Origin of the sequence: Dethiosulfovibrio salsuginis (genome assembly GCF_900177735.1) — a bacterium.
Lineage (GTDB): Bacteria > Synergistota > Synergistia > Synergistales > Dethiosulfovibrionaceae > Dethiosulfovibrio > Dethiosulfovibrio salsuginis.
On record NZ_FXBB01000013.1, the window covers coordinates 38,831 to 55,872 of the forward strand.

16 protein-coding genes are annotated in these 17,042 nt (G+C 52.5%); 5 read left to right on the forward strand and 11 right to left on the reverse strand.

Translation table 11 applies throughout. From position 1 onward, the window contains the following. Window positions 1–5 precede the first annotated feature (5 nt). The gene (locus B9Y55_RS06305) at window positions 6–785 is read left to right on the forward strand and encodes a YdcF family protein (RefSeq protein WP_085544518.1); all 780 of its coding nucleotides are present in this window, start codon (window positions 6–8) and stop codon (window positions 783–785) included. Here the strand turns inward: B9Y55_RS06305 and B9Y55_RS06310 are convergent. After that, window positions 757–2,028: a replication-associated recombination protein A gene (locus B9Y55_RS06310; RefSeq protein WP_143340841.1), complete on the reverse strand. Its 1,272-nt coding sequence runs from the start codon at window positions 2,026–2,028 to the stop codon at window positions 757–759. The genes B9Y55_RS06305 and B9Y55_RS06310 overlap by 29 nt on opposite strands. Continuing rightward, window positions 2,025–2,996, reverse strand: a complete 972-nt coding sequence (locus B9Y55_RS06315; RefSeq protein ID WP_159448260.1) for an HAD family hydrolase — start codon at window positions 2,994–2,996, stop codon at window positions 2,025–2,027. Before B9Y55_RS06315 ends, B9Y55_RS06310 begins: the two co-directional genes overlap by 4 nt. A gap of 343 nt (window positions 2,997–3,339) precedes the next feature. Between B9Y55_RS06315 and B9Y55_RS06320 the strand changes: the two genes are divergently transcribed. After that, window positions 3,340–4,020: a lipid-binding SYLF domain-containing protein gene (locus tag B9Y55_RS06320; protein ID WP_085544520.1), complete on the forward strand. Its 681-nt coding sequence runs from the start codon at window positions 3,340–3,342 to the stop codon at window positions 4,018–4,020. Window positions 4,021–4,317: 297 nt separating this feature from the next. Here the strand turns inward: B9Y55_RS06320 and B9Y55_RS06325 are convergent, their stop codons facing one another. The 3 genes from B9Y55_RS06325 to ychF form a co-directional block, all read right to left on the reverse strand. Beyond that, window positions 4,318–6,138, reverse strand: coding sequence for a nucleoside-diphosphate sugar epimerase/dehydratase (locus tag B9Y55_RS06325; RefSeq protein ID WP_234986158.1), 1,821 nt, complete (start codon window positions 6,136–6,138; stop codon window positions 4,318–4,320). Window positions 6,139–6,208: 70 nt separating this feature from the next. Next, the gene (locus B9Y55_RS06330) at window positions 6,209–6,637 is read right to left on the reverse strand and encodes a hypothetical protein (protein ID WP_085544522.1); all 429 of its coding nucleotides are present in this window, start codon (window positions 6,635–6,637) and stop codon (window positions 6,209–6,211) included. Between the two features lie 41 nt (window positions 6,638–6,678). Further along, a complete protein-coding gene (ychF, locus tag B9Y55_RS06335) occupies window positions 6,679–7,770 on the reverse strand; it encodes a redox-regulated ATPase YchF (protein WP_085544523.1) in 1,092 nt (363 codons plus the stop codon). Between the two features lie 128 nt (window positions 7,771–7,898). Between ychF and B9Y55_RS06340 the strand changes: the two genes are divergently transcribed. Genes B9Y55_RS06340 through B9Y55_RS06350 form a run of 3 tightly spaced genes read left to right on the forward strand, consistent with a single transcriptional unit; the run spans window position 7,899 to window position 11,449 of the window. Continuing rightward, on the forward strand, window positions 7,899–9,419 hold the full coding sequence (locus B9Y55_RS06340; RefSeq protein WP_085544524.1) for a DUF4139 domain-containing protein: 1,521 nt from the start codon (window positions 7,899–7,901) through the stop codon (window positions 9,417–9,419). 42 nt (window positions 9,420–9,461) lie between these two features. Continuing rightward, window positions 9,462–10,274, forward strand: a complete 813-nt coding sequence (locus tag B9Y55_RS06345; RefSeq protein ID WP_085544525.1) for an MBL fold metallo-hydrolase — start codon at window positions 9,462–9,464, stop codon at window positions 10,272–10,274. Further along, entirely contained in the window at window positions 10,274–11,449 is a 1,176-nt protein-coding gene (locus B9Y55_RS06350; RefSeq protein ID WP_085544526.1) for a PAS domain-containing protein, read from the forward strand. The genes B9Y55_RS06345 and B9Y55_RS06350 overlap by 1 nt, the downstream gene beginning before the upstream one ends. A 287-nt stretch (window positions 11,450–11,736) precedes the next feature. Here B9Y55_RS06350 and B9Y55_RS06355 read toward each other — a convergent pair whose 3' ends face one another. The 6 genes from B9Y55_RS06355 to cobU form a co-directional block, all read right to left on the reverse strand. Then, window positions 11,737–12,564, reverse strand: coding sequence for a P-loop NTPase (locus B9Y55_RS06355; protein WP_085544527.1), 828 nt, complete (start codon window positions 12,562–12,564; stop codon window positions 11,737–11,739). Between the two features lie 72 nt (window positions 12,565–12,636). Then, on the reverse strand, window positions 12,637–13,458 hold the full coding sequence (locus B9Y55_RS06360) for a LacI family DNA-binding transcriptional regulator (RefSeq protein ID WP_085544528.1): 822 nt from the start codon (window positions 13,456–13,458) through the stop codon (window positions 12,637–12,639). 13 nt (window positions 13,459–13,471) lie between these two features. Further along, complete coding sequence (locus B9Y55_RS06365) at window positions 13,472–14,071, reverse strand: L,D-transpeptidase (protein WP_234986159.1); 600 nt, start codon at window positions 14,069–14,071, stop codon at window positions 13,472–13,474. Continuing rightward, window positions 14,061–15,701, reverse strand: a complete 1,641-nt coding sequence (locus B9Y55_RS06370) for a nucleoside kinase (protein WP_085544530.1) — start codon at window positions 15,699–15,701, stop codon at window positions 14,061–14,063. The genes B9Y55_RS06365 and B9Y55_RS06370 overlap by 11 nt, the downstream gene beginning before the upstream one ends. A 41-nt stretch (window positions 15,702–15,742) precedes the next feature. Next, window positions 15,743–16,483: an adenosylcobinamide-GDP ribazoletransferase gene (gene cobS, locus B9Y55_RS06375; protein WP_085544531.1), complete on the reverse strand. Its 741-nt coding sequence runs from the start codon at window positions 16,481–16,483 to the stop codon at window positions 15,743–15,745. Next, window positions 16,480–17,040: a bifunctional adenosylcobinamide kinase/adenosylcobinamide-phosphate guanylyltransferase gene (gene cobU, locus B9Y55_RS06380; protein ID WP_159448261.1), complete on the reverse strand. Its 561-nt coding sequence runs from the start codon at window positions 17,038–17,040 to the stop codon at window positions 16,480–16,482. Before cobU ends, cobS begins: the two co-directional genes overlap by 4 nt. Between the last annotated feature and the right edge of the window lie 2 nt (window positions 17,041–17,042).

A 17,042-nucleotide genomic window follows, 5' to 3' on the forward strand; every position in this document is an offset into this window, starting at 1 on the left:
GATTGGTGTTCTTCGTCTACAAGTTAGCAGGAGCCCTAGGAATGCCCCTAGGGCTTTTTTTGTCGATCATATTGGCAGGAATAATATGTATATCCCTGTCCCGAAAGAAAGGGCCTCTATTCTGGACGGCCGCTGGGGCCATAGCCATCGGTGCCCTAAGCCTCATAACCCTCTCAATGCCCGCCGTGGCAGGATATCTGCTGTCCACCGTGGAGACCGACAAGAAGGACCTTCCGGAGTCTAATACCTCTGGAGCGGTCCTAATTCTCAGTGGCGGATTCACCAGGCTCTCCGACGGCACCTCAGAGCCTGGACCTTTCACACTCCAAAGGCTTATAGAAGGAGCAAGCCTGGCGGAGAGGAGGGGGTGGCCGATTATCCTGTCCGGCGGGATGGCCCTTGAGGGAGGGGACTCTCTCGCTAAGTGTATGGAGAGAAAGCTACGTGAACTTGGCTATACCGCTCCGGTAATTCTAGAAGAGGACTCAAGGACGACCTGGGAAAACATGTTTTATTCCTCCACCATAGCCAGGGAAAAGGATCTTGGCTTTATCGTGGTAGTTACAAATTCATTCCACATGAGGAGGTCCCTCTGGATGGCGAAAAGAGCCATCCCAGAGATGGACATATACGGTTATCCTGTAGGTCCTCTGGGAGATCGGTCCCGAGACCCTCTACGGTGGATCCCTTCAGCTGGAGGGCTAAGGGATTCTACTTTGGCGTGGCGAGAGTGGCTAGGCTTGATGGTTTACAGGTTCATGAGTCCTTCTGGGAGCCTTCCCTAAACCTCCGCCAAAATCGCTTGAGCCTGGCGAGTACCCTCGACTCATAACCGGAGTCCGACGGAAAGTAGTATCTTTTAGGTTCTTTGAGGTAGGACTGGGCTACCCAATGCCCTCGATAGTCGTGAGGATAGAGGTATCCCCGATTGCCGTTTATGAGGTGATCGGGCACCCTCTGGACGGCTCCAGACTCGATATCGGAGATAGCGCTGTTTATGGCCTCGTAAGCCCTGTTGCTTTTAGGGGCGGAGGCCAGATACAAAGCGGCCTCCCCGAGGATTATCCTGGCTTCAGGCATACCGGTCATGTCGGAGGCCTGAGCGGCGGAGGTCGCGATCATCAGGGCCATAGGGTCCGCTAGGCCCACGTCCTCCGCTGCGGATATGACCATCCTTCTGGCGATAAAACGGATATCCTCACCGGAGTCCAGAAGCCTCGCTAGCCAGTATATGGTGGCATCGGGGTCAGAACCTCGAATACTTTTAATGAAGGCGGAGATAACCTGATAGTGGTTATCTCCGCCTTTATCGTGTCTGACCGATGCCCTAGGGAGATCTTTTTTAGCCCTCTCCAGGGATATGTGGCTCCCTCCTGAGGCGGCCACAGAGCGGGCTAGGTACTCCAGCCTTGTTAAGGCCTGTCTACCGTCGCCGCCAGCGGAAAGGGCTATCTCCCTCAGTACCTCCTGGTCCCATGAAAGCTCAAGGGACCCAAGCCCTTTTTCCCTATCCTCAAGGGCCCTTGACATGAGGACTACCAGGTCTTCCTCGGTCAAAGGATCGATGGTCAGCACCATCAAACGGGAAAGAAGGGTCTTGTTGATCTCAAACCACGGATTTTCGGTGGTAGTCCCGACGAGGACCACATCCCCTTTTTCCACCGCAGGAAGCAAGGCGTTCTGCTGGCTTTTGTTGAAGTGATATATCTCGTCCACAAAGGCCACTACCGACCTGCCGGACATGGATTTGACCTTCTCCCCCTGGTCTATGAGCTCCCTCAGCTGAGAGACCTTAGCGGAAACGGCGTTGATCTCGAATAGTTCTCGATCGGTGACCGAGGCCATGAGACGAACGAGGGCGGTTTTACCCACTCCAGGAGGACCGTAGAGGATACAGGAAGGCACGACCCCTCTTTCAAGGTGGCTTCTCAGGGCAGTCCCTGGGGCGATAATAGAGCTATGGCCTACATATTCATCGAGAGATGACGGTCTCATCCTCTCCGCCAGAGGTGTCTCCCAGCAGATCACCTCAGGATGTCCTCCATTTTAAGCTCAGGATGGCTTCGGAAAAGCTCTAAAGAGACGCCGCAACCCTCGGATTGGACGGTGGCCATTGGAAATCGTCTCGATAGTAACCCCTCTAAAACAGCACATTGAGGCTTGCCCAAGAACTCAGAGGAGAGCCACGGGACCTCCTGCCAAATATCAACAGGCTGCTCTTCTTTAGACGCTATAAAGGTCCCTACCCCTAGAGAGGCTAACTTAAATACCAGGTCAAGATCCTCTTTGGCAAGAGGAGAGGGCACCTCCAAAGATATCTCCCATGCGGAACAGAGCCAGTTTAAGCCTCTGTTTTGAACTAGACTACGATACTCCCAGGGAACCAGCTCTACACCTTCCCTCAGCGAGACCAACAGCTCTTTTAGTCTAAAGAAATGGCCGTCCGCCCAGTGGGACCATTTCTCCGGTCCACGCTCTACGAGCAGGGCCCTCATTCCCGCCCTCCTTGCACCGAGGATATCGTAGACAAAATCCCCTATCACCGTACAGGACCGGGCGGGCACTCCCATGGCGTCAGAGGCCATCCAAAGGGCCTCCGGCGAGGGCTTTACATGACCGCTCTCCCGATGGAAGGTGTTTTTAGGAAGATCAAAACCGATGGTTTTAGCGGCAAGATAGATAGACTCAGGGCAGTTTCTGGACACCACCGACCAGGGAATCCCTCGATCGTCGAGAAGGGATACCAGATCCTGTCCTCCTGGGACAGCGGTGGCTAAAGACGCTCCATCGATCTCCAAACGCCTTATCTCCTCGGAGAGAAGTTCACGATCCCCTTCGTCCATCTTCGCCATTTCTTCAAGTATCGGGACGTCTTTTCCCCCAAAATATTTCTCCCTTACAGGTGAAAAATCCAGCCTGGTATCCGCCAGGACTCCGTCCCAGTCAAAGATAAAACCTCCACTGTTCAGAGGATTCCACATAGGTGAAGCGGTCATTAGACTCCCTCCTCCATACACGAAAAGGGCGCCGAGCAAGCTCAGCGCCATCGGAAACGGTAGCCCCCACAATGCCGTGTCATGATTGTCTTGACCCGATCCTAGCTAAAGCAAGGTCTACCGAGCCTGGGCTTCAGAAGCGGGAAACCGCCTCATCTACCGGTTCGTCTCGACCTTATACGGCTCGAGTGTTGGCTCAAGACGTAGGACATGATCACGCACACCGCAGGGATCCTTATTTCGCCCATATTATACCATATGACCTTGAGGCTGTGTCGTCGTTTTTACCATGCTGCCGTGTATAATCGAGATACAGAGCTTACTCCATAGGAGGTAGATATTTATGAGAAAGACAGTGATATTGGCATCGCTTATACTGGCTATAACAGCGAGTCCCCTTTGGGCAGGCAAAACCCCAGAAACCAGGATAAAAGAATCGCTGGACACCATAAACAGAATGTCCGCACAGGACGACGTTGAGACAATGGGATATGTCATAGAAAAAGGAGTCGCCGTGGCCATATTCCCTTCGGTCGTGAAGGCAGGATTCGTACTCGGAGGACAGTACGGAGAGGGGATATTGCTCCGCCACGACTCTAAGACCGGCAAATGGTATGGACCTTCCTTTTACAACATAGCAGGAGGATCCTTTGGACTTCAGATAGGGGTCCAGTCCACTGCGCTGGTCCTCGCCGTCGTCAACGAAGATGGGATGAAGGGATTCAGGGGAGATAACTTTACCTTAGGCGGCGAGTTCGCCGTCGCCGCCGGACCGGTGGGCCGTCGAACCTCCGCTGCGACGGACATAAACCTAAACACCCCTATCTACAGCTATTCTATGAGCAAAGGTCTGTTCGCAGGGCTATCTCTGGACGGATCGACTATAAACCACGACCCAAGCGCCAATGAGCTATATTGGGGTAAAAAGACTTCTCCTGTAGAGGCCCTTGATAAACCTGCAACCTCCAAGGAGATAGCCCCTTTGATAAAAGCACTGAACAACTTGATAAAAAAAGGCAAATAAACCTAAAGAGGCCAGAGTGGATTTTTGTCCATTCCGGCCTCTTTACTTAAGGAAACCTCTAAAAACTCACTTTCGAGTCCCCTCGGAGAGATCGTTCCGCCTACGCCCTGTTTCGCCCAATCGTATACTCCGACCTGCCTGTTTCGTACGAACCGCCTCGGAGGGCACGTCCTGTGCCCCCTCGGCTTGGGGCGACGTCCTGTCGCCCCACTCGACTACACGACGGCAGGTCGAGTATACGGGCTCTGGGCTCCGTCGGAACGACCTCTCCGAGGATTAGAGTTTTTAGAGATACCCTTAAGAGTGAGAAAACTCGGGAACTATTTTCTTTAGCTCCGAGACGACAGAATCTCCGCCTGAATTTAGAACAACGGCTATTCTTCCAGCGTCGAAGGAATCGGGAAGCTCTTTATCGGAGAGGTGACTTCTGAATATTTTAGGATGAGCTGTCAGGTCCACCCCTGCGAGATCGTAAAACAGCTCCTCAAAGAGTTTTTCCCCAGATCTAACGCCGGAGAATTCGATAGAGATATCCAGTCCTGGCCTGTATCCGTGAAGCTTTATCAGGGTCTCAGCCATCTCGACTATTTTGATAGGCTCCCCCATATCCAGGACAAAGATCTCCCCTCCCTCTCCGATAGAACCGGCCTGAAGAACCAGCCCCGCTGCCTCCGGTATGAGCATAAAATATCTTCTCATGTCGGGATGGGTGACCGTTAAGGGGCCTCCTTGCTCTATCTGTCTCTCGAACTTGGGAACCACGCTTCCTCGACTCCCCAGCACGTTGCCAAACCTTACGGCCATGTACTTAGTCGACTGGTGATCTAGCTGAGCTCGCTGGATCGCCATCTCAGCTACCCGTTTGGTAGCTCCCATAACGCTGGTCGGGTTTACCGCTTTATCGGTGGACACCATCACCATTCGCTCAACCCCGTATAGACCGCACAGATCGGCCAAAACCCAGGTACCGAAGCTGTTTACCCTGACCGCCTCCCTTGGATTCGCCTCCATAAGGGGAACGTGCTTATGAGCCCCTGCGTGAAAGACTATCGAGGGTTTCCACCGGGAGAAAACCTGTTCCATCGTCTCTCGGTCTGACACATCGGCGATCACCGGATCGTAGGGAACTGGGATCCCCTTCTCCCGAAACTCCTCACATAGAGAGTATATAGAGTGCTCGCCGTGACCGAGAAGGACCAGACGGGATGGACCGTACGTCGCTATCTGTCGAGAAATTTCGCTTCCGATAGAGCCTCCAGCCCCGGTGATGAGGACGACTTTGTTGCATATGATCTCAGCGATAGCACCGCAATCCAGAGCGACAGGATCTCTCGCTAGAAGGTCCTCCAGCTTTACTTTTCGGAGCATGGTGGTAGAGACCGTACCTCCAGCGATATCCCGTAAACTGGGAAGGACCCGTGTCTCCACCCCAAGGGATGCGAGACGATGAAGGACCTCTCCGACGACCTTCCTGGAAGCCGATGGGATTGCCACCAGCACAACAGAGATAGATTCTTTCTGGATCCACTGCTCAAGATCGGAGATAGCTCCCAGAACAGGAAGGCCTGCTATATCCTTACCCTGTTTCTCGCAGTCATCATCGAGAAACCCCACCGGTAAAAGCTCATCGCCATTTCGTATAAGCTCTCTAGCCAAGGTGGACCCCGCATCTCCCGCTCCAACGATAATCGTCTTTACCCACGACCTACTTTTTTGTTTTGTTGCGAGAAAAAAACGCCAGGAAGCCCTGTAAACCGCCGACATAAAGAATCCCCCGAAAAGCATTATAGCCAGAGAGGATCTGGGGACGAAAATAGCGGGAATCCACACGTAGGAGAGGATAAACACCACCGAGGCGACCATGTAGCAACGAAAAAGGAGAGCGAACTCCTCAAGACTCGCTTGAGGCCAATATATACGGTAGACCCCTCCTATGTAGAAAGAGCCTACGTTAACAGCAGCAAAGACAGAACCTGACAGGAGAGCGTCGCCGTAGAAGGCGTTCATAAAGACCGAGAGCCTAAGGGCGAAGCCAAGCCAAGTAGCTAAGGCGAAGAACAGCAGATCCAGGATAACCATGGACCTGTTCCTCACCCCCACTGTCATCCACCACCTCATCAAGCCAGAAAACAGGCTCTTTTTATCTCTATCTTGCCTCATCTGAGTCATAGCATCAGACCAACATCGGTCAGAGAATCAGCTTTCCGCCCTTTCCCTTACCACCGAGTTGATCCAGCTGACGAAGAACCGACGGAGGAGCTACGTCTATTCTGGGCTTGCTTTCCTCTTTAGCTATAGCCTGCCTCATTTTCTCCTCGTAGACCTTCATGCTCTTTTTTATGGCCTCTCCGTCGCCTTTCAGCCACTGAAGAAGGCTATCCGCCATGGCGACTAACATATCGTCCTGAGGCATCTCTTTTATAGCGCCAAGCTCCAGGAGAAGAGAATGCTCGTCCTTCACGGCGTCCACGATATCCTGATCCGAGAGAAGACCTTTTTTATATAGAGCTCTGCCTATTATATTGACCTTGCTCTTTATGTTCTCCGTTCCCACTGAGAGGCTGTCCACCCTGGAGAGTAACATCGATAGAATTTCATCAAGACTGATCTGCTGCATCAAAAATCATCCCTTCTATTTTTGGATAAACTTAAAACTGCTTAAACGTTAAACCTAAACTCGACAACGTCACCGTCTTTCATGACGTATTCTTTGCCTTCCATACGGACCAATCCCTTGCCCTTCGCCTCTGCGAGACCCCCTAGTTCGACCAGATCGGAATAGGAGACCACCTGAGCCTTTATAAAACCTCTCTCAAAATCGGTATGAATGGTCCCAGCGGCCTGAGGGGCCTTAAAGCCGTCTTTTATCGTCCAGGCACGAGACTCTTTTTCACCAGCGGTCAGGAACGATATAAGCCCTAAAAGGCGGTATCCAGCCTTTACAAGCCTGTCGAGACCGGAATCCTGAAGACCTAGATCGGCGAGAAACTCCTTTTTCTCCTCCGGCTCGAGCTCCGCTATTTCCGCCTCGATTTTTCCGCACACAGGGACAACCTCGCAGCCGTATTTATCGGCGTAATCCTTTACCGCTATCACGTGAGGGTTTTCGTCGGCGACTCCGATCTGATCCTCCGCCACGTTTGCCACGTATATCACCGGTTTAGAGGTCAGGAGGTTGAGACCCTTAAGCTCTTTTTCCTCTTCCTCTGAAAGGTCCATAGTCCTGACCATCTTCCCTTCCTCCAGGACGCTCTTTACCTTGAGGATAAGCTCGAGATAAGGTCTTAGAGACTTATCGTTTCTGGCGTTTCTCTCGGTCTTAACCACGTGTCTCTCGACGGTCTCAAGGTCCGCCAAGACCAGCTCAAGCTCTATGGTCTCTATATCCCTTATAGGGTTTACCTCTCCGTCGACGTGAACTATGTTCTCGTCGTCGAAGCAGCGAACCACGTGGGCTATGGCGTGGACCTCCCTTATGTGGGATAAAAAGGTATTTCCAAGCCCCTCCCCTTTGCTGGCTCCCTTTACCAGGCCCGCTATATCGAAGAATTCGACGACCGCAGGGGTTATCTTCTCCGATTTAAACATCGTCGAAAGGACCTCCAGCCTCTCGTCGGGAACAGCAACGACCCCTATATTAGGCTCTATCGTGCAGAAAGGGTAATTTGAAGCCTCCGCACCGGCGGAGGTTATAGCGTTAAATAAAGTGCTCTTCCCTACGTTAGGAAGACCTACTATTCCAAGTTTCATACAAGTCCCTACTTTCTCCTTCGTGTTTGACGATTCGATCGGCCCGATTATTTTACATGAGATCGCCCAAAAAGCCACCTTCTGAGGTATCATTATAGTACCTATCTCTAACACAGGAGGAAAAATAGATGAAGATCACTGTGCTCTTTGCGGTTTTAGTTTTATGCTCAACCTTTTTATCGCCTTCCAGGCTATTGGCGAGCGAACCAAGCGTAACGGAGGCCAGCATTTATCTAGATCAGGCGGTTCTGGCTATACCTATGGTTGAAGGGGAATCCCCTACCTTAGACCTTCCCGGAACCATAGACCCGAGGTCCATAAGGCTTGAATCTTCGGGAGAGAAGGTCATCCTCGGCAGTTCGGTAGAGGAGATTCCAAGATCCCTATGGATACCGCCGTCGCTGGCCTCCATCGCCCAGGAGAGAGACCGTATCAAGAGGGCTTTCTCCGAAAAGCAGGGAATCGTGCAGTCGCTGGAACAGACTTTGAAGGCTTTGGACGAGCTAAAACCGGAGGTCTCCCCATCGGAGATCGCATCCTACGCAGCAAACTTCATGGAGGTAAGGGGAGACACGACAAAAAAACTCGTCGAGGAAAAGGAGTCTCTTGAAAAACTCAACAGAGAGTTTAGAGACCTACAGGAGAGTTTAGAGGGTAAAATGCCTCCCACAGAGGGAGTTATGACGAGGGTATCGGCCGCTACATCCGGGAAAGGAGGCCTATCGATCCGCTGCACCACCTCCCACGCCGGATGGAGACCTAGTTACAGGATGAACCTGGATCTGGAGGGTGGAAAGTTGACGGCTCACCTCAACGGGACGGTATGGCAGAAGACAGGGCTTACCTTTTCCGGCAAGCTAGCTCTCCACATGGGCAGGCCCTCTAGTTTCAGCGATCCCGTAAAGCTGCAACCTCTCACCGTAAGCCTGATCGACCCGTCGGAAAACAAATCCTCCTACAGAGGGGAGACCAGGCTGGCCGCACCTGCCATGATGATGGAGTCCTCTATAACCCAAGCTCTCGATGTCGCAGTCGAGGAATCCCTTACCGACAGGGCCTTCTCTTTTCAGGGAGACATAAGAGGAGATGGGGTCCCTTCGACTGTTTTGTTGGAGAAATGGTCTACGGAGGTAAAACCGTCTATGGTCGCCGTCCCATCTATGTCCCCGACACTTTGGCTCTTAGCGGAGGGGAAAATGCCCGAGGCTCAGACCATACCGGCGAACGGAGAGATGTACGTAGACGGAAAGTTCTCCGGCAGAGGATTTATCCCTAAACTAGTCGGTGGTCAGACTTTCTCCATACCCTTCGGAGAGATCCCTGGAGTCCAGATAGAGAGAGAGGATAAAATTCCTCAAAGTGGGTCCACCTGGATAGGCAAAGGAACCCTCAGGAGAGGGTACACTATAACAGCCACCAACGGACTGACAAGATCGATAGCCATAAAGGTAAAAGACCGCATACCTGTTCCAACCAACGAGAGGATATCCGTATCTCTGTCCACCGTAGATCCCTCTCCATCGGAGACCGATCAAGAGACGGGGATATCCAGCTGGAACTTGAGTCTAGAGCCTGGAGAGAGCAAGGAAATTCATGTAATATACGATATAAGATACCCCTCCGACAAGGAGCTCCGGTTCTCAAGATAAGCGCCGACGAATGGGGTCAAAAACTATAGAGGAGACTTTCCAATGAAACTAACGGTCGTCGTGGACAATCTCTGTGGCTCTTCTAGCTTGCTGGGAGAACATGGCCTAAGTATCATGATAGAGACCCCTAGGGGAAACCTCCTGTTCGACACGGGACAGGGCCATTCGCTGCTACATAACCTGAGAGAACTGGGCTTTTCTCCGGAAGATATCACCAGAGTCTGTCTTAGTCACGGTCATTACGACCACTGCGGAGGTCTTCCTCAACTTCTATCGAGAAAACCTAGCCTTGAGATATGGGGCAGCAGGGCGGTGCAAAGCCCTCATTTCAGCGTGAAATCTGGTCTTCCCGCCTTTATAGGCATGGATTTAAACCTGGAACACAGGTCCTTTTTCCCTATAGACGAACCTGCGGAGGTTATAGGCGGACTTTGGGCTTTTACCGTCCCCGTGGAGAAACGAGAGGAAAACAGCTTGAGCCGCAGCGGACTGGTAATCCCTGATGGTTCAGGAGGGTGGATCAAAGACCCCTTCAAAGACGACATATCCCTGCTGGCTCTGGGAATTCACGGCCCTTCCCTTATACTGGGATGTGCACACTCAGGAGTGATAAACATAATGAGACACGTAAAGGACACTTTCGGGCACAATAGTTTTTACGCCGTTGTAGGAGGGACCCATCTGTCCTCTGTTCCAAGACAGAAGCTAATGCCCCAACTTGAGCGAATAAACGACGAATTCGACGTTAAGTTATGGCGACCTAATCACTGCACCGGTTTTACAGCAGCCTCGGCTTTAACGTCGATACACCACGACGTTGTCTGGGGATCGTCAGGTATGTCCTTAGAGCTGTGATGAGCACCCCTAATGAAAAGGACGAGAGAGGGACCGCCTCATGGCTTACGGTTCCTCCTATACCTACCCTCGTAATAGCGATAGCTCTACTGCCCTTTTCGAGCGAGTCAAAAAGCATCTCCATGGGAGCGACCTTCTGGCTCTTCGTGACGATGATTTATATGTCCATATCGGTATCTTACGTAATCTGTCTGGGAAGAAACGCTAAAGACGGACTTGCCCCTCTTCAGATATTAGGACAGGGGGTCGCTCTGTTGGTGTTGCCTCTCGGGCTAGGGGCTCCATACGGACTCTCATGGATAGGGCTAGCACTGTCATTCGCAGGAACGGTTATCCTGGTGAACAAGGTTATGACCATAATGGACGCCCCCCAAAAGGCTGAGGAGACGGAAACACCGGAACAACAGGGCTCTTTTCTGGAAGGAGTTCCTCTTCCAACTCTAGACGTCGATGGCGACGGCCTTATCCTGGGGGCTAACACCGATATGCTGGACCTTCTGGAGGTAGAGGAAGACGTTCTGCTTGGTCAGAAGGCGGAGATGATATTCCCTCAGGATATAGATAGAATTGACGTAAGAGGCAAGGGCTGGCAGGTTCTAAGAAAACCGGGAGAAGGGGGCTCGGAGCTGATATGCCTCATAGAGGAAGTCTCTCCTCCCCCACCGAGAGAGGCGGAGGAAAAAGGGGAGATGATACATCCTGAGACAGGGCTTTTCTCCGCTCCTTACGCGAAGATCATGATCCCCGCCGAGCTAAAAAGGTCCATACGCTACAGAAGATGGCTCTCGATGATAGCCATAAGGATAAAGCTAGTAACAAACGGTCAGGAGACGGACGTACAGACGAAAGAAAAGATACTCAACTCATATGGATTCTTCATAAAGAAGAACATCCGAGAGTGCGACCTCGGCTTTTTTATGGAAAACGGTAACTATATGATCCTACTTCCGGAAACCCCGAACGCCGGGGCGAAGACGGCCCTGGATAAGCTGAAAAAAGTACCGGAAGATATACTGAAAGAAGTAGGACCCGAAACCGACCTTTCGCTGTGGGGAGGGATTTTCCACTGTAGCGGCCACGAAAAGATAGATTACAACGGAGCGATGGCCGCCCTGGAGGAAAACGTCAAAGAGCTGGAACACTTTGAGCCGCTTCCACCGAAGCTGGAGGCATGATAAAGAGGCAGGAGGGACATCCCTCCTGCCTCTTTATCTAGGGAACCTCTAAAAACTCACCTTTGAGTCCCCTCGGAGAGATCGTTCCGCCTACGCCCTGTTTCGCCCAATCGTATACTCGACCTGCCTGTTCCGTACGAACCGCCTCGGAGGGCACGTCCTGTGCCCCCTCGGCTTGGGGCGACGTCCTGTCGCCCCATTCGACTACACGACGGCATGTCGAGTATACGGGCTCTGGGCTCCGTCGGAACGATCTCTCCGAGGATTAGAGTTTTTAGAGGTGCCCTCTAGACGATACCGTCGACAAGCTCGTTCAAAAGAGAGAGGTTATCGTAGTCCTCTATAAGCCCTCTATCCCCTAAAGAGGCGATCTCCGAGGAGATGGGGATCCTGGCCAAAGTCGATATGCCAAAGTTGGACTCTATCTGGTCCGAATGGCTTTCGCCGAAAACCCTCAGTTCTTCGCCACAGTGAGGACATACCACGTGGCTCATGTTCTCGACCATTCCCATGATGGGGACGTTCATCATCTCCGCAAGACGGGCCTGTTTGCCTACGATGAGAGCCGACAGCTCCTGAGGGGTGCTGACTATGACCATGCCGTCTAGAGCCACCGTCTGCATCACGGTGAGAGGGGCATCGGCGGTTCCTGGGGGAAGATCCACCACAAGCCAGTCCAGACCGTTCCAGTCCACGTCGTTCCAGAACTGCTGAACAACCCCTCCTATAAGAGGACCTCTCCATACAACCGGAGCTTTAGGATCATCCAGAAGCAGGTTCATAGACATTATTGAGATACCTAGTCTATCGGTTTTAGGTGGGATTATTTTTCCCTCTCCGTTACCTGACGGCCGGGAATCTACCCCGAAAAGTTTAGGGATAGAGGGACCGGTTATATCGGCGTCCATAACCCCGACGGAAAAACCTCTCTTTGCGAGCCCCACCGCCAACAGGGCGGAAACGGAGCTTTTGCCCACCCCTCCCTTGCCGCTGCCTACCGCAACGATCCTCTTTATGCCCTTTCTGCTGGGCTTAGGAGCACCGGAACAGCCTTCCTGGCTAGGACAGCCTTCGCAAACGCCATTACAACTATCTTTGTCTTCCACCTGACTCATCTCCTCCTGAAAAACCTAGCCATAGTTATACTTTTATAAGGCCTCCCAGTCAAGAGTTGATATAGATTTTCATTAGTGAGAGATGCGTTCCCCAGACACGTACATAGAAGGGGAGAGGTAAACCTCTTTAGGCCTGACCCCTTTACCACGAACCAGGTTCACTATACACCTAGCTCCAACCCCTCCTGCGTCGAAAACGCCCCAGTCAAGGCAAGTGCAGCCTGTCTCACCGCTCAAAACCGGATCGGAGCATAACAGGATATCCCTGACGTCGCTGGAGAGAGGAGGCATGACCCCATCGTAGATGGACAACAACCCCTCACCGTCTCTCTCAAGATCGAACAGGTATTTGAACAGAGGGCTATCGCCGCTGAAATAGCGGATAGATCTCTTTCCAGCCAGGGATAAAACCCGCTCTGAGACCGCTTTTACGTCGTGAACTACCTTCATGGAAAAAACCTGAGAGCCTTCCCCAACGGTGACCAAAGGCACCTCGAGGGCGGTCAGGAAAGGGACATTAGCGTTCCAGATTATCCCCTCCACCTTTCGGTCCACCAGCCTCTGAAAGACCGCCTCTCCAGATGCGTGAACTCCGTCGGCCTCTTTGACTATCATCTCCATACGATAACGACTTAAAACCCTTTCGACCCCCGAGAGGAAGGCACCAGCCCAGGGGGCCTTGAGATCCCCCATAACCACCCCTACCAGGGAGGTCTTTTTGCTCGATAATCCCTGAGCCACGGTGTCTATCCTGTATCCAAGCCTCTTTGCCGCTTCCCAGACCTTTTCCCTGGTAATAGAGGATATTCTAGGATCCCCCTTCAGGGCTCTGCTCACCGTGGCCTTGTTGACCTGAGCCTCCAGAGCTACGTCGGACATGGTTACTTTGGACAAAAAGACCACCTCCTCATGGGAGGATGATGACCCTCTGTCCAGGAGCTACCAGGGCCTTTAACTCCAGCAGAGAGTGATTGGCCATACGAATACAGCCGTGGCTGGCGTCGGTTCCTATCTCGTGAAGATGGTCGTCGTCGGTGCCGTGAATCCCTATCCCCGTCCAGGGAGGGGTCTTAATCCTTATAAACCAAGGGCCGTATCCTATAGTTTCGCCGGTCTTCTTGTCCTTGTATGGCTGCCAAAAGGAGGCATCGTCTATCCTCTGTACGGTAAAATCCCCCTCCGGTGTTCTCATATCGCCGACCTTCTGTTTCTGACCTTTAACCCTTCCTGTTGCCACAGGCCAGACTGCGAAGACGGTCTTAGAGGTCCCGTCGAGACCGAAAAGAAGGTGCTCCTCCTTTACGCAGACCCACAAAGGGGAGATCACCGGGCTTCCCTCAGTGTGGGCGACCACATCCTTCGCCCAGGAGAGGTGTGCCGTGGCCTTTTGGGATATGGAGTTCCAGCGGTCTATCGGCGAACAGTAGGCGACGGTGGCCACTAGGATAACCGCCCAAAAGGAGATGGCCGCTATAATTCTCTTTATAGCCATAGAATTAGTCCTCAAAAAGGCTTCCCCCGATAAACTCCCTCAAAATAGACTCGTTAGGGACCTTATCGGACGGCAGGGGAGGTACGAACCTAAGAAGGGACAGTAGCCTCCGGGACTCGCCAAACAAAGGGGAGTCCTCGGGAACCGTCTGTAAAAGAGGCTCGAGATACCCTTTAAGAACGGGCAGCTCGTAAAGTAGCGCCGAGTTGAACATTACATCCGAATGCTTCTGGTAGGGGAATATGTATTTCTGTGCTCCCCTTATCACCGACGGCCACCTCTTCAACGTCGCCTCCGGGCTGTGTCCTCTCGTTCGATGATCTCGGATCATCCTCCTAAAAAGCCTGTTGTCGGTGGTGCTGGTCCTGTTCTGCCTATCCAGGCTTACCCCCGTGAGAGGGGAGACGAAGATCCTGAATTTCTTATCCTGGGCGACCTCCTGAGTCACTCTGTCGTTGAGACCATGGATACCCTCGATTATAAGGATATCGTCGGAATCGAGTTTGAGTATCTTGCCTTCCTTTCTGCTCCCTGTGACGAAATCGAACTGCGGAAGCTGAACTTCCTGGCCCGATAGGAGCTGATTGAGATGAAGGTTCAGTAGCTCCAGATCCAAAGCCTCCAGAGCCTCAAAGTCGTACTCCCCTTTTTCGTCTAAAGGGGTTTTATCTCTGTCCACAAAATAGTCGTCCAGAGACAGAGTCACAGGCCTTTTGCCGCATACCTGAAGCTGAATTTTAAGCCTCTTGGAAGTGGTGGTCTTGCCGGAAGCCGACGGGCCGGCGATACAGACCAGAGCAGCCCCCCTGTTGACGACCTCGTCGGCCAGATGGCTCAACCTCTGGGAGTGGAAAGCCTCGGAGATTAGCATCAGCTCCTGTCCCTTTCCCTCGGCTATAGCGTCATGGAGGTTCACCATAGAGCTGACTCCCATGGTCTTCAGCCAGTTGGCGTACTCCAGAAAGACCTCGGAAAGCTTCTTAGACGCCTGAAAAGGGGGAAGCGACGTAGGATAGGCCACCGTAGGAAACTGGAGGACCATACCAGGTGAAAGCAGCTTTAAACCCCAGTTTTTAAGGTAGCCCGTAGAGGGCACTAAAGGGCAGTAGAAAAATCCGTACATATCGAGACACCTATAGACCTCGATGGGGTCCATAGAGACCCTGGAAAAAAGCCTTCCCTTCTCCGGGTTACCCTGACGCTGAAAGATCCGACAGGCCTTATCGAGAGAGACTACCTCCCGCGATATAGGTATATCCATCTCCACCAGATCCGCCATAGCAACCTTGATGGCCTCTAAATCTTCCTCTGTAACCTCTCCGTCGGAGAACTCCCAAAAGTGGCCCTCCGATATGGAGTGGCGGATGAAGATAGACTTACCTAAAGCCTTTCTCGTAGCAAGGAGAAGGAGAAATCCCAGAGAGCTCCTGTAGACCATGGTCCCCTCAAAAGAGTTGGTGTCCACGAACTCCACCGATGACTCTCCGTCCAGAACCCACTCTAAGGGCCTGAGATAGTTGTTCACCCTCCAGGCCACGATATTTCTGTTTCTGTAAAGCCCTGTGGAGGCCAATATTCCCTGACCTGAAAGGGGCATATCGCACTGTATGCTGGAGAACCCCTTTATCTTCACTTTAAAAGACATATCCATCTCTCCTCCTGATCTCGTCTCAATACACACCTTTATTATAGCCTACCCTGTAGGACCAGCGACCCTGCGACGAGGACCAGGGCCTCTATCATCTCGCATATACAGCCATAGCTATCTCCGGTAAGGCCGTTTAAGTGACGGGATATCCAACAGCCGACGAAGTAAGCGACCACCCCTGTAACCCCAAGGACCACTATGCCTATCCACCCCAGGAGAACCGTAGAGGCGACAAGAGCAAAGCCCGACGCCACGGACAACTCAAGCCGACGACAGGAACTGACGAAAACCCGTCCAGCACCGTCCTTTCTGGCAGGGGGAAAATGGAAAATAGACCACACCACCGCCCACCTCGCCAAGATAGGGGATACCAAAATCCAGTAAAATCCCCGGGGGCCGAAAGAGGATAGAGCGGCAAACTTCAGGATCAAGACAGATCCTATAGCCAGAGCTCCGAAAGTACCTATTCGACTGTCTTTCATTATCTCAAGTGCCCTCTCCCTGGTAGCCCCTCCTCCTAAACCGTCGAAGGTATCCGCCAATCCGTCGAGATGGAGACCTCTGGTAATGGCTATCCAGAATATCAAAGCGATAGCCCCCGAAACCGAAGGAGGGAGGATATAGCTGCTTAGGACGAATAGGGAGGACACCAGTCCCCCGATAACCCCGCCTACCGCTGGGAACCACCGTGTGCTCTGCCCCATCTCCTCGTCGGACATCATTCGTCCTAAAGACACAGGTATGGAGGTCATAAACGACAAGGCCAGCAAAAACCTCATCGAGGCTCCCCCTTTATCCTCTGGGGAATGCCGGCGGTCAGCAAAAACACCGAATCCGCCTCCTTAGCTATAGCCTGATTGACCCAGCCCGCTATATCCCTGAATATCCTGCCTAGAGGATAGGGAGGCACCAGCCCCATGCCCACCTCGTTGGAGACGAGGACCGCCTTTATGGACCGACCTCTGATGGCCATCAGCACCTGATCGACGTAGCTCAGGGTAGAGGATATCAACCTATCCTCGTCCTCTTTAGACAGATCATCCCAATCGGTCCTCTGGTCAAACATGAAGTTGGTTATCATCATAGTGACACAGTCCAGCAGGAGAATAGATCGGACAGGGAGCCTCTCTATCGCCTTATGGACCTCCCTCTGGGCCTCCAGGGTTATCCATCCATCAGGGCGGTCAGATCTATGTCTCTCCACCCTCCGGGCCATTTCATCGTCTTTTATAAAAGCGGTAGCGACGTAATAGACCGGATCGTCCAAGGACGCCAGCTCGCAAACTCGCTCCTGGGCGAAACCGCTTTTACCGCTCCTGGCCCCTCCAAGGACCAAGG

Bases quoted from the DNA above. Each gene is read 5' to 3' on its own strand.
- B9Y55_RS06315 (WP_159448260.1), bottom strand. From the start codon at position 2,996: ATGACCGCTTCACCTATGTGGAATCCTCTGAACAGTGGAGGTTTTATC.
- B9Y55_RS06320 (WP_085544520.1), top strand. From the start codon at position 3,340: ATGAGAAAGACAGTGATATTGGCATCGCTTATACTGGCTATAACAGCG.
- B9Y55_RS06325 (WP_234986158.1), bottom strand. From the start codon at position 6,138: ATGAGGTGGTGGATGACAGTGGGGGTGAGGAACAGGTCCATGGTTATC.
- B9Y55_RS06330 (WP_085544522.1), bottom strand. From the start codon at position 6,637: ATGCAGCAGATCAGTCTTGATGAAATTCTATCGATGTTACTCTCCAGG.
- ychF (WP_085544523.1), bottom strand. From the start codon at position 7,770: ATGAAACTTGGAATAGTAGGTCTTCCTAACGTAGGGAAGAGCACTTTA.
- B9Y55_RS06340 (WP_085544524.1), top strand. From the start codon at position 7,899: ATGAAGATCACTGTGCTCTTTGCGGTTTTAGTTTTATGCTCAACCTTT.
- B9Y55_RS06345 (WP_085544525.1), top strand. From the start codon at position 9,462: ATGAAACTAACGGTCGTCGTGGACAATCTCTGTGGCTCTTCTAGCTTG.
- B9Y55_RS06350 (WP_085544526.1), top strand. From the start codon at position 10,274: ATGAGCACCCCTAATGAAAAGGACGAGAGAGGGACCGCCTCATGGCTT.
- B9Y55_RS06355 (WP_085544527.1), bottom strand. From the start codon at position 12,564: ATGAGTCAGGTGGAAGACAAAGATAGTTGTAATGGCGTTTGCGAAGGC.
- B9Y55_RS06370 (WP_085544530.1), bottom strand. From the start codon at position 15,701: ATGTCTTTTAAAGTGAAGATAAAGGGGTTCTCCAGCATACAGTGCGAT.
- cobS (WP_085544531.1), bottom strand. From the start codon at position 16,483: ATGAGGTTTTTGCTGGCCTTGTCGTTTATGACCTCCATACCTGTGTCT.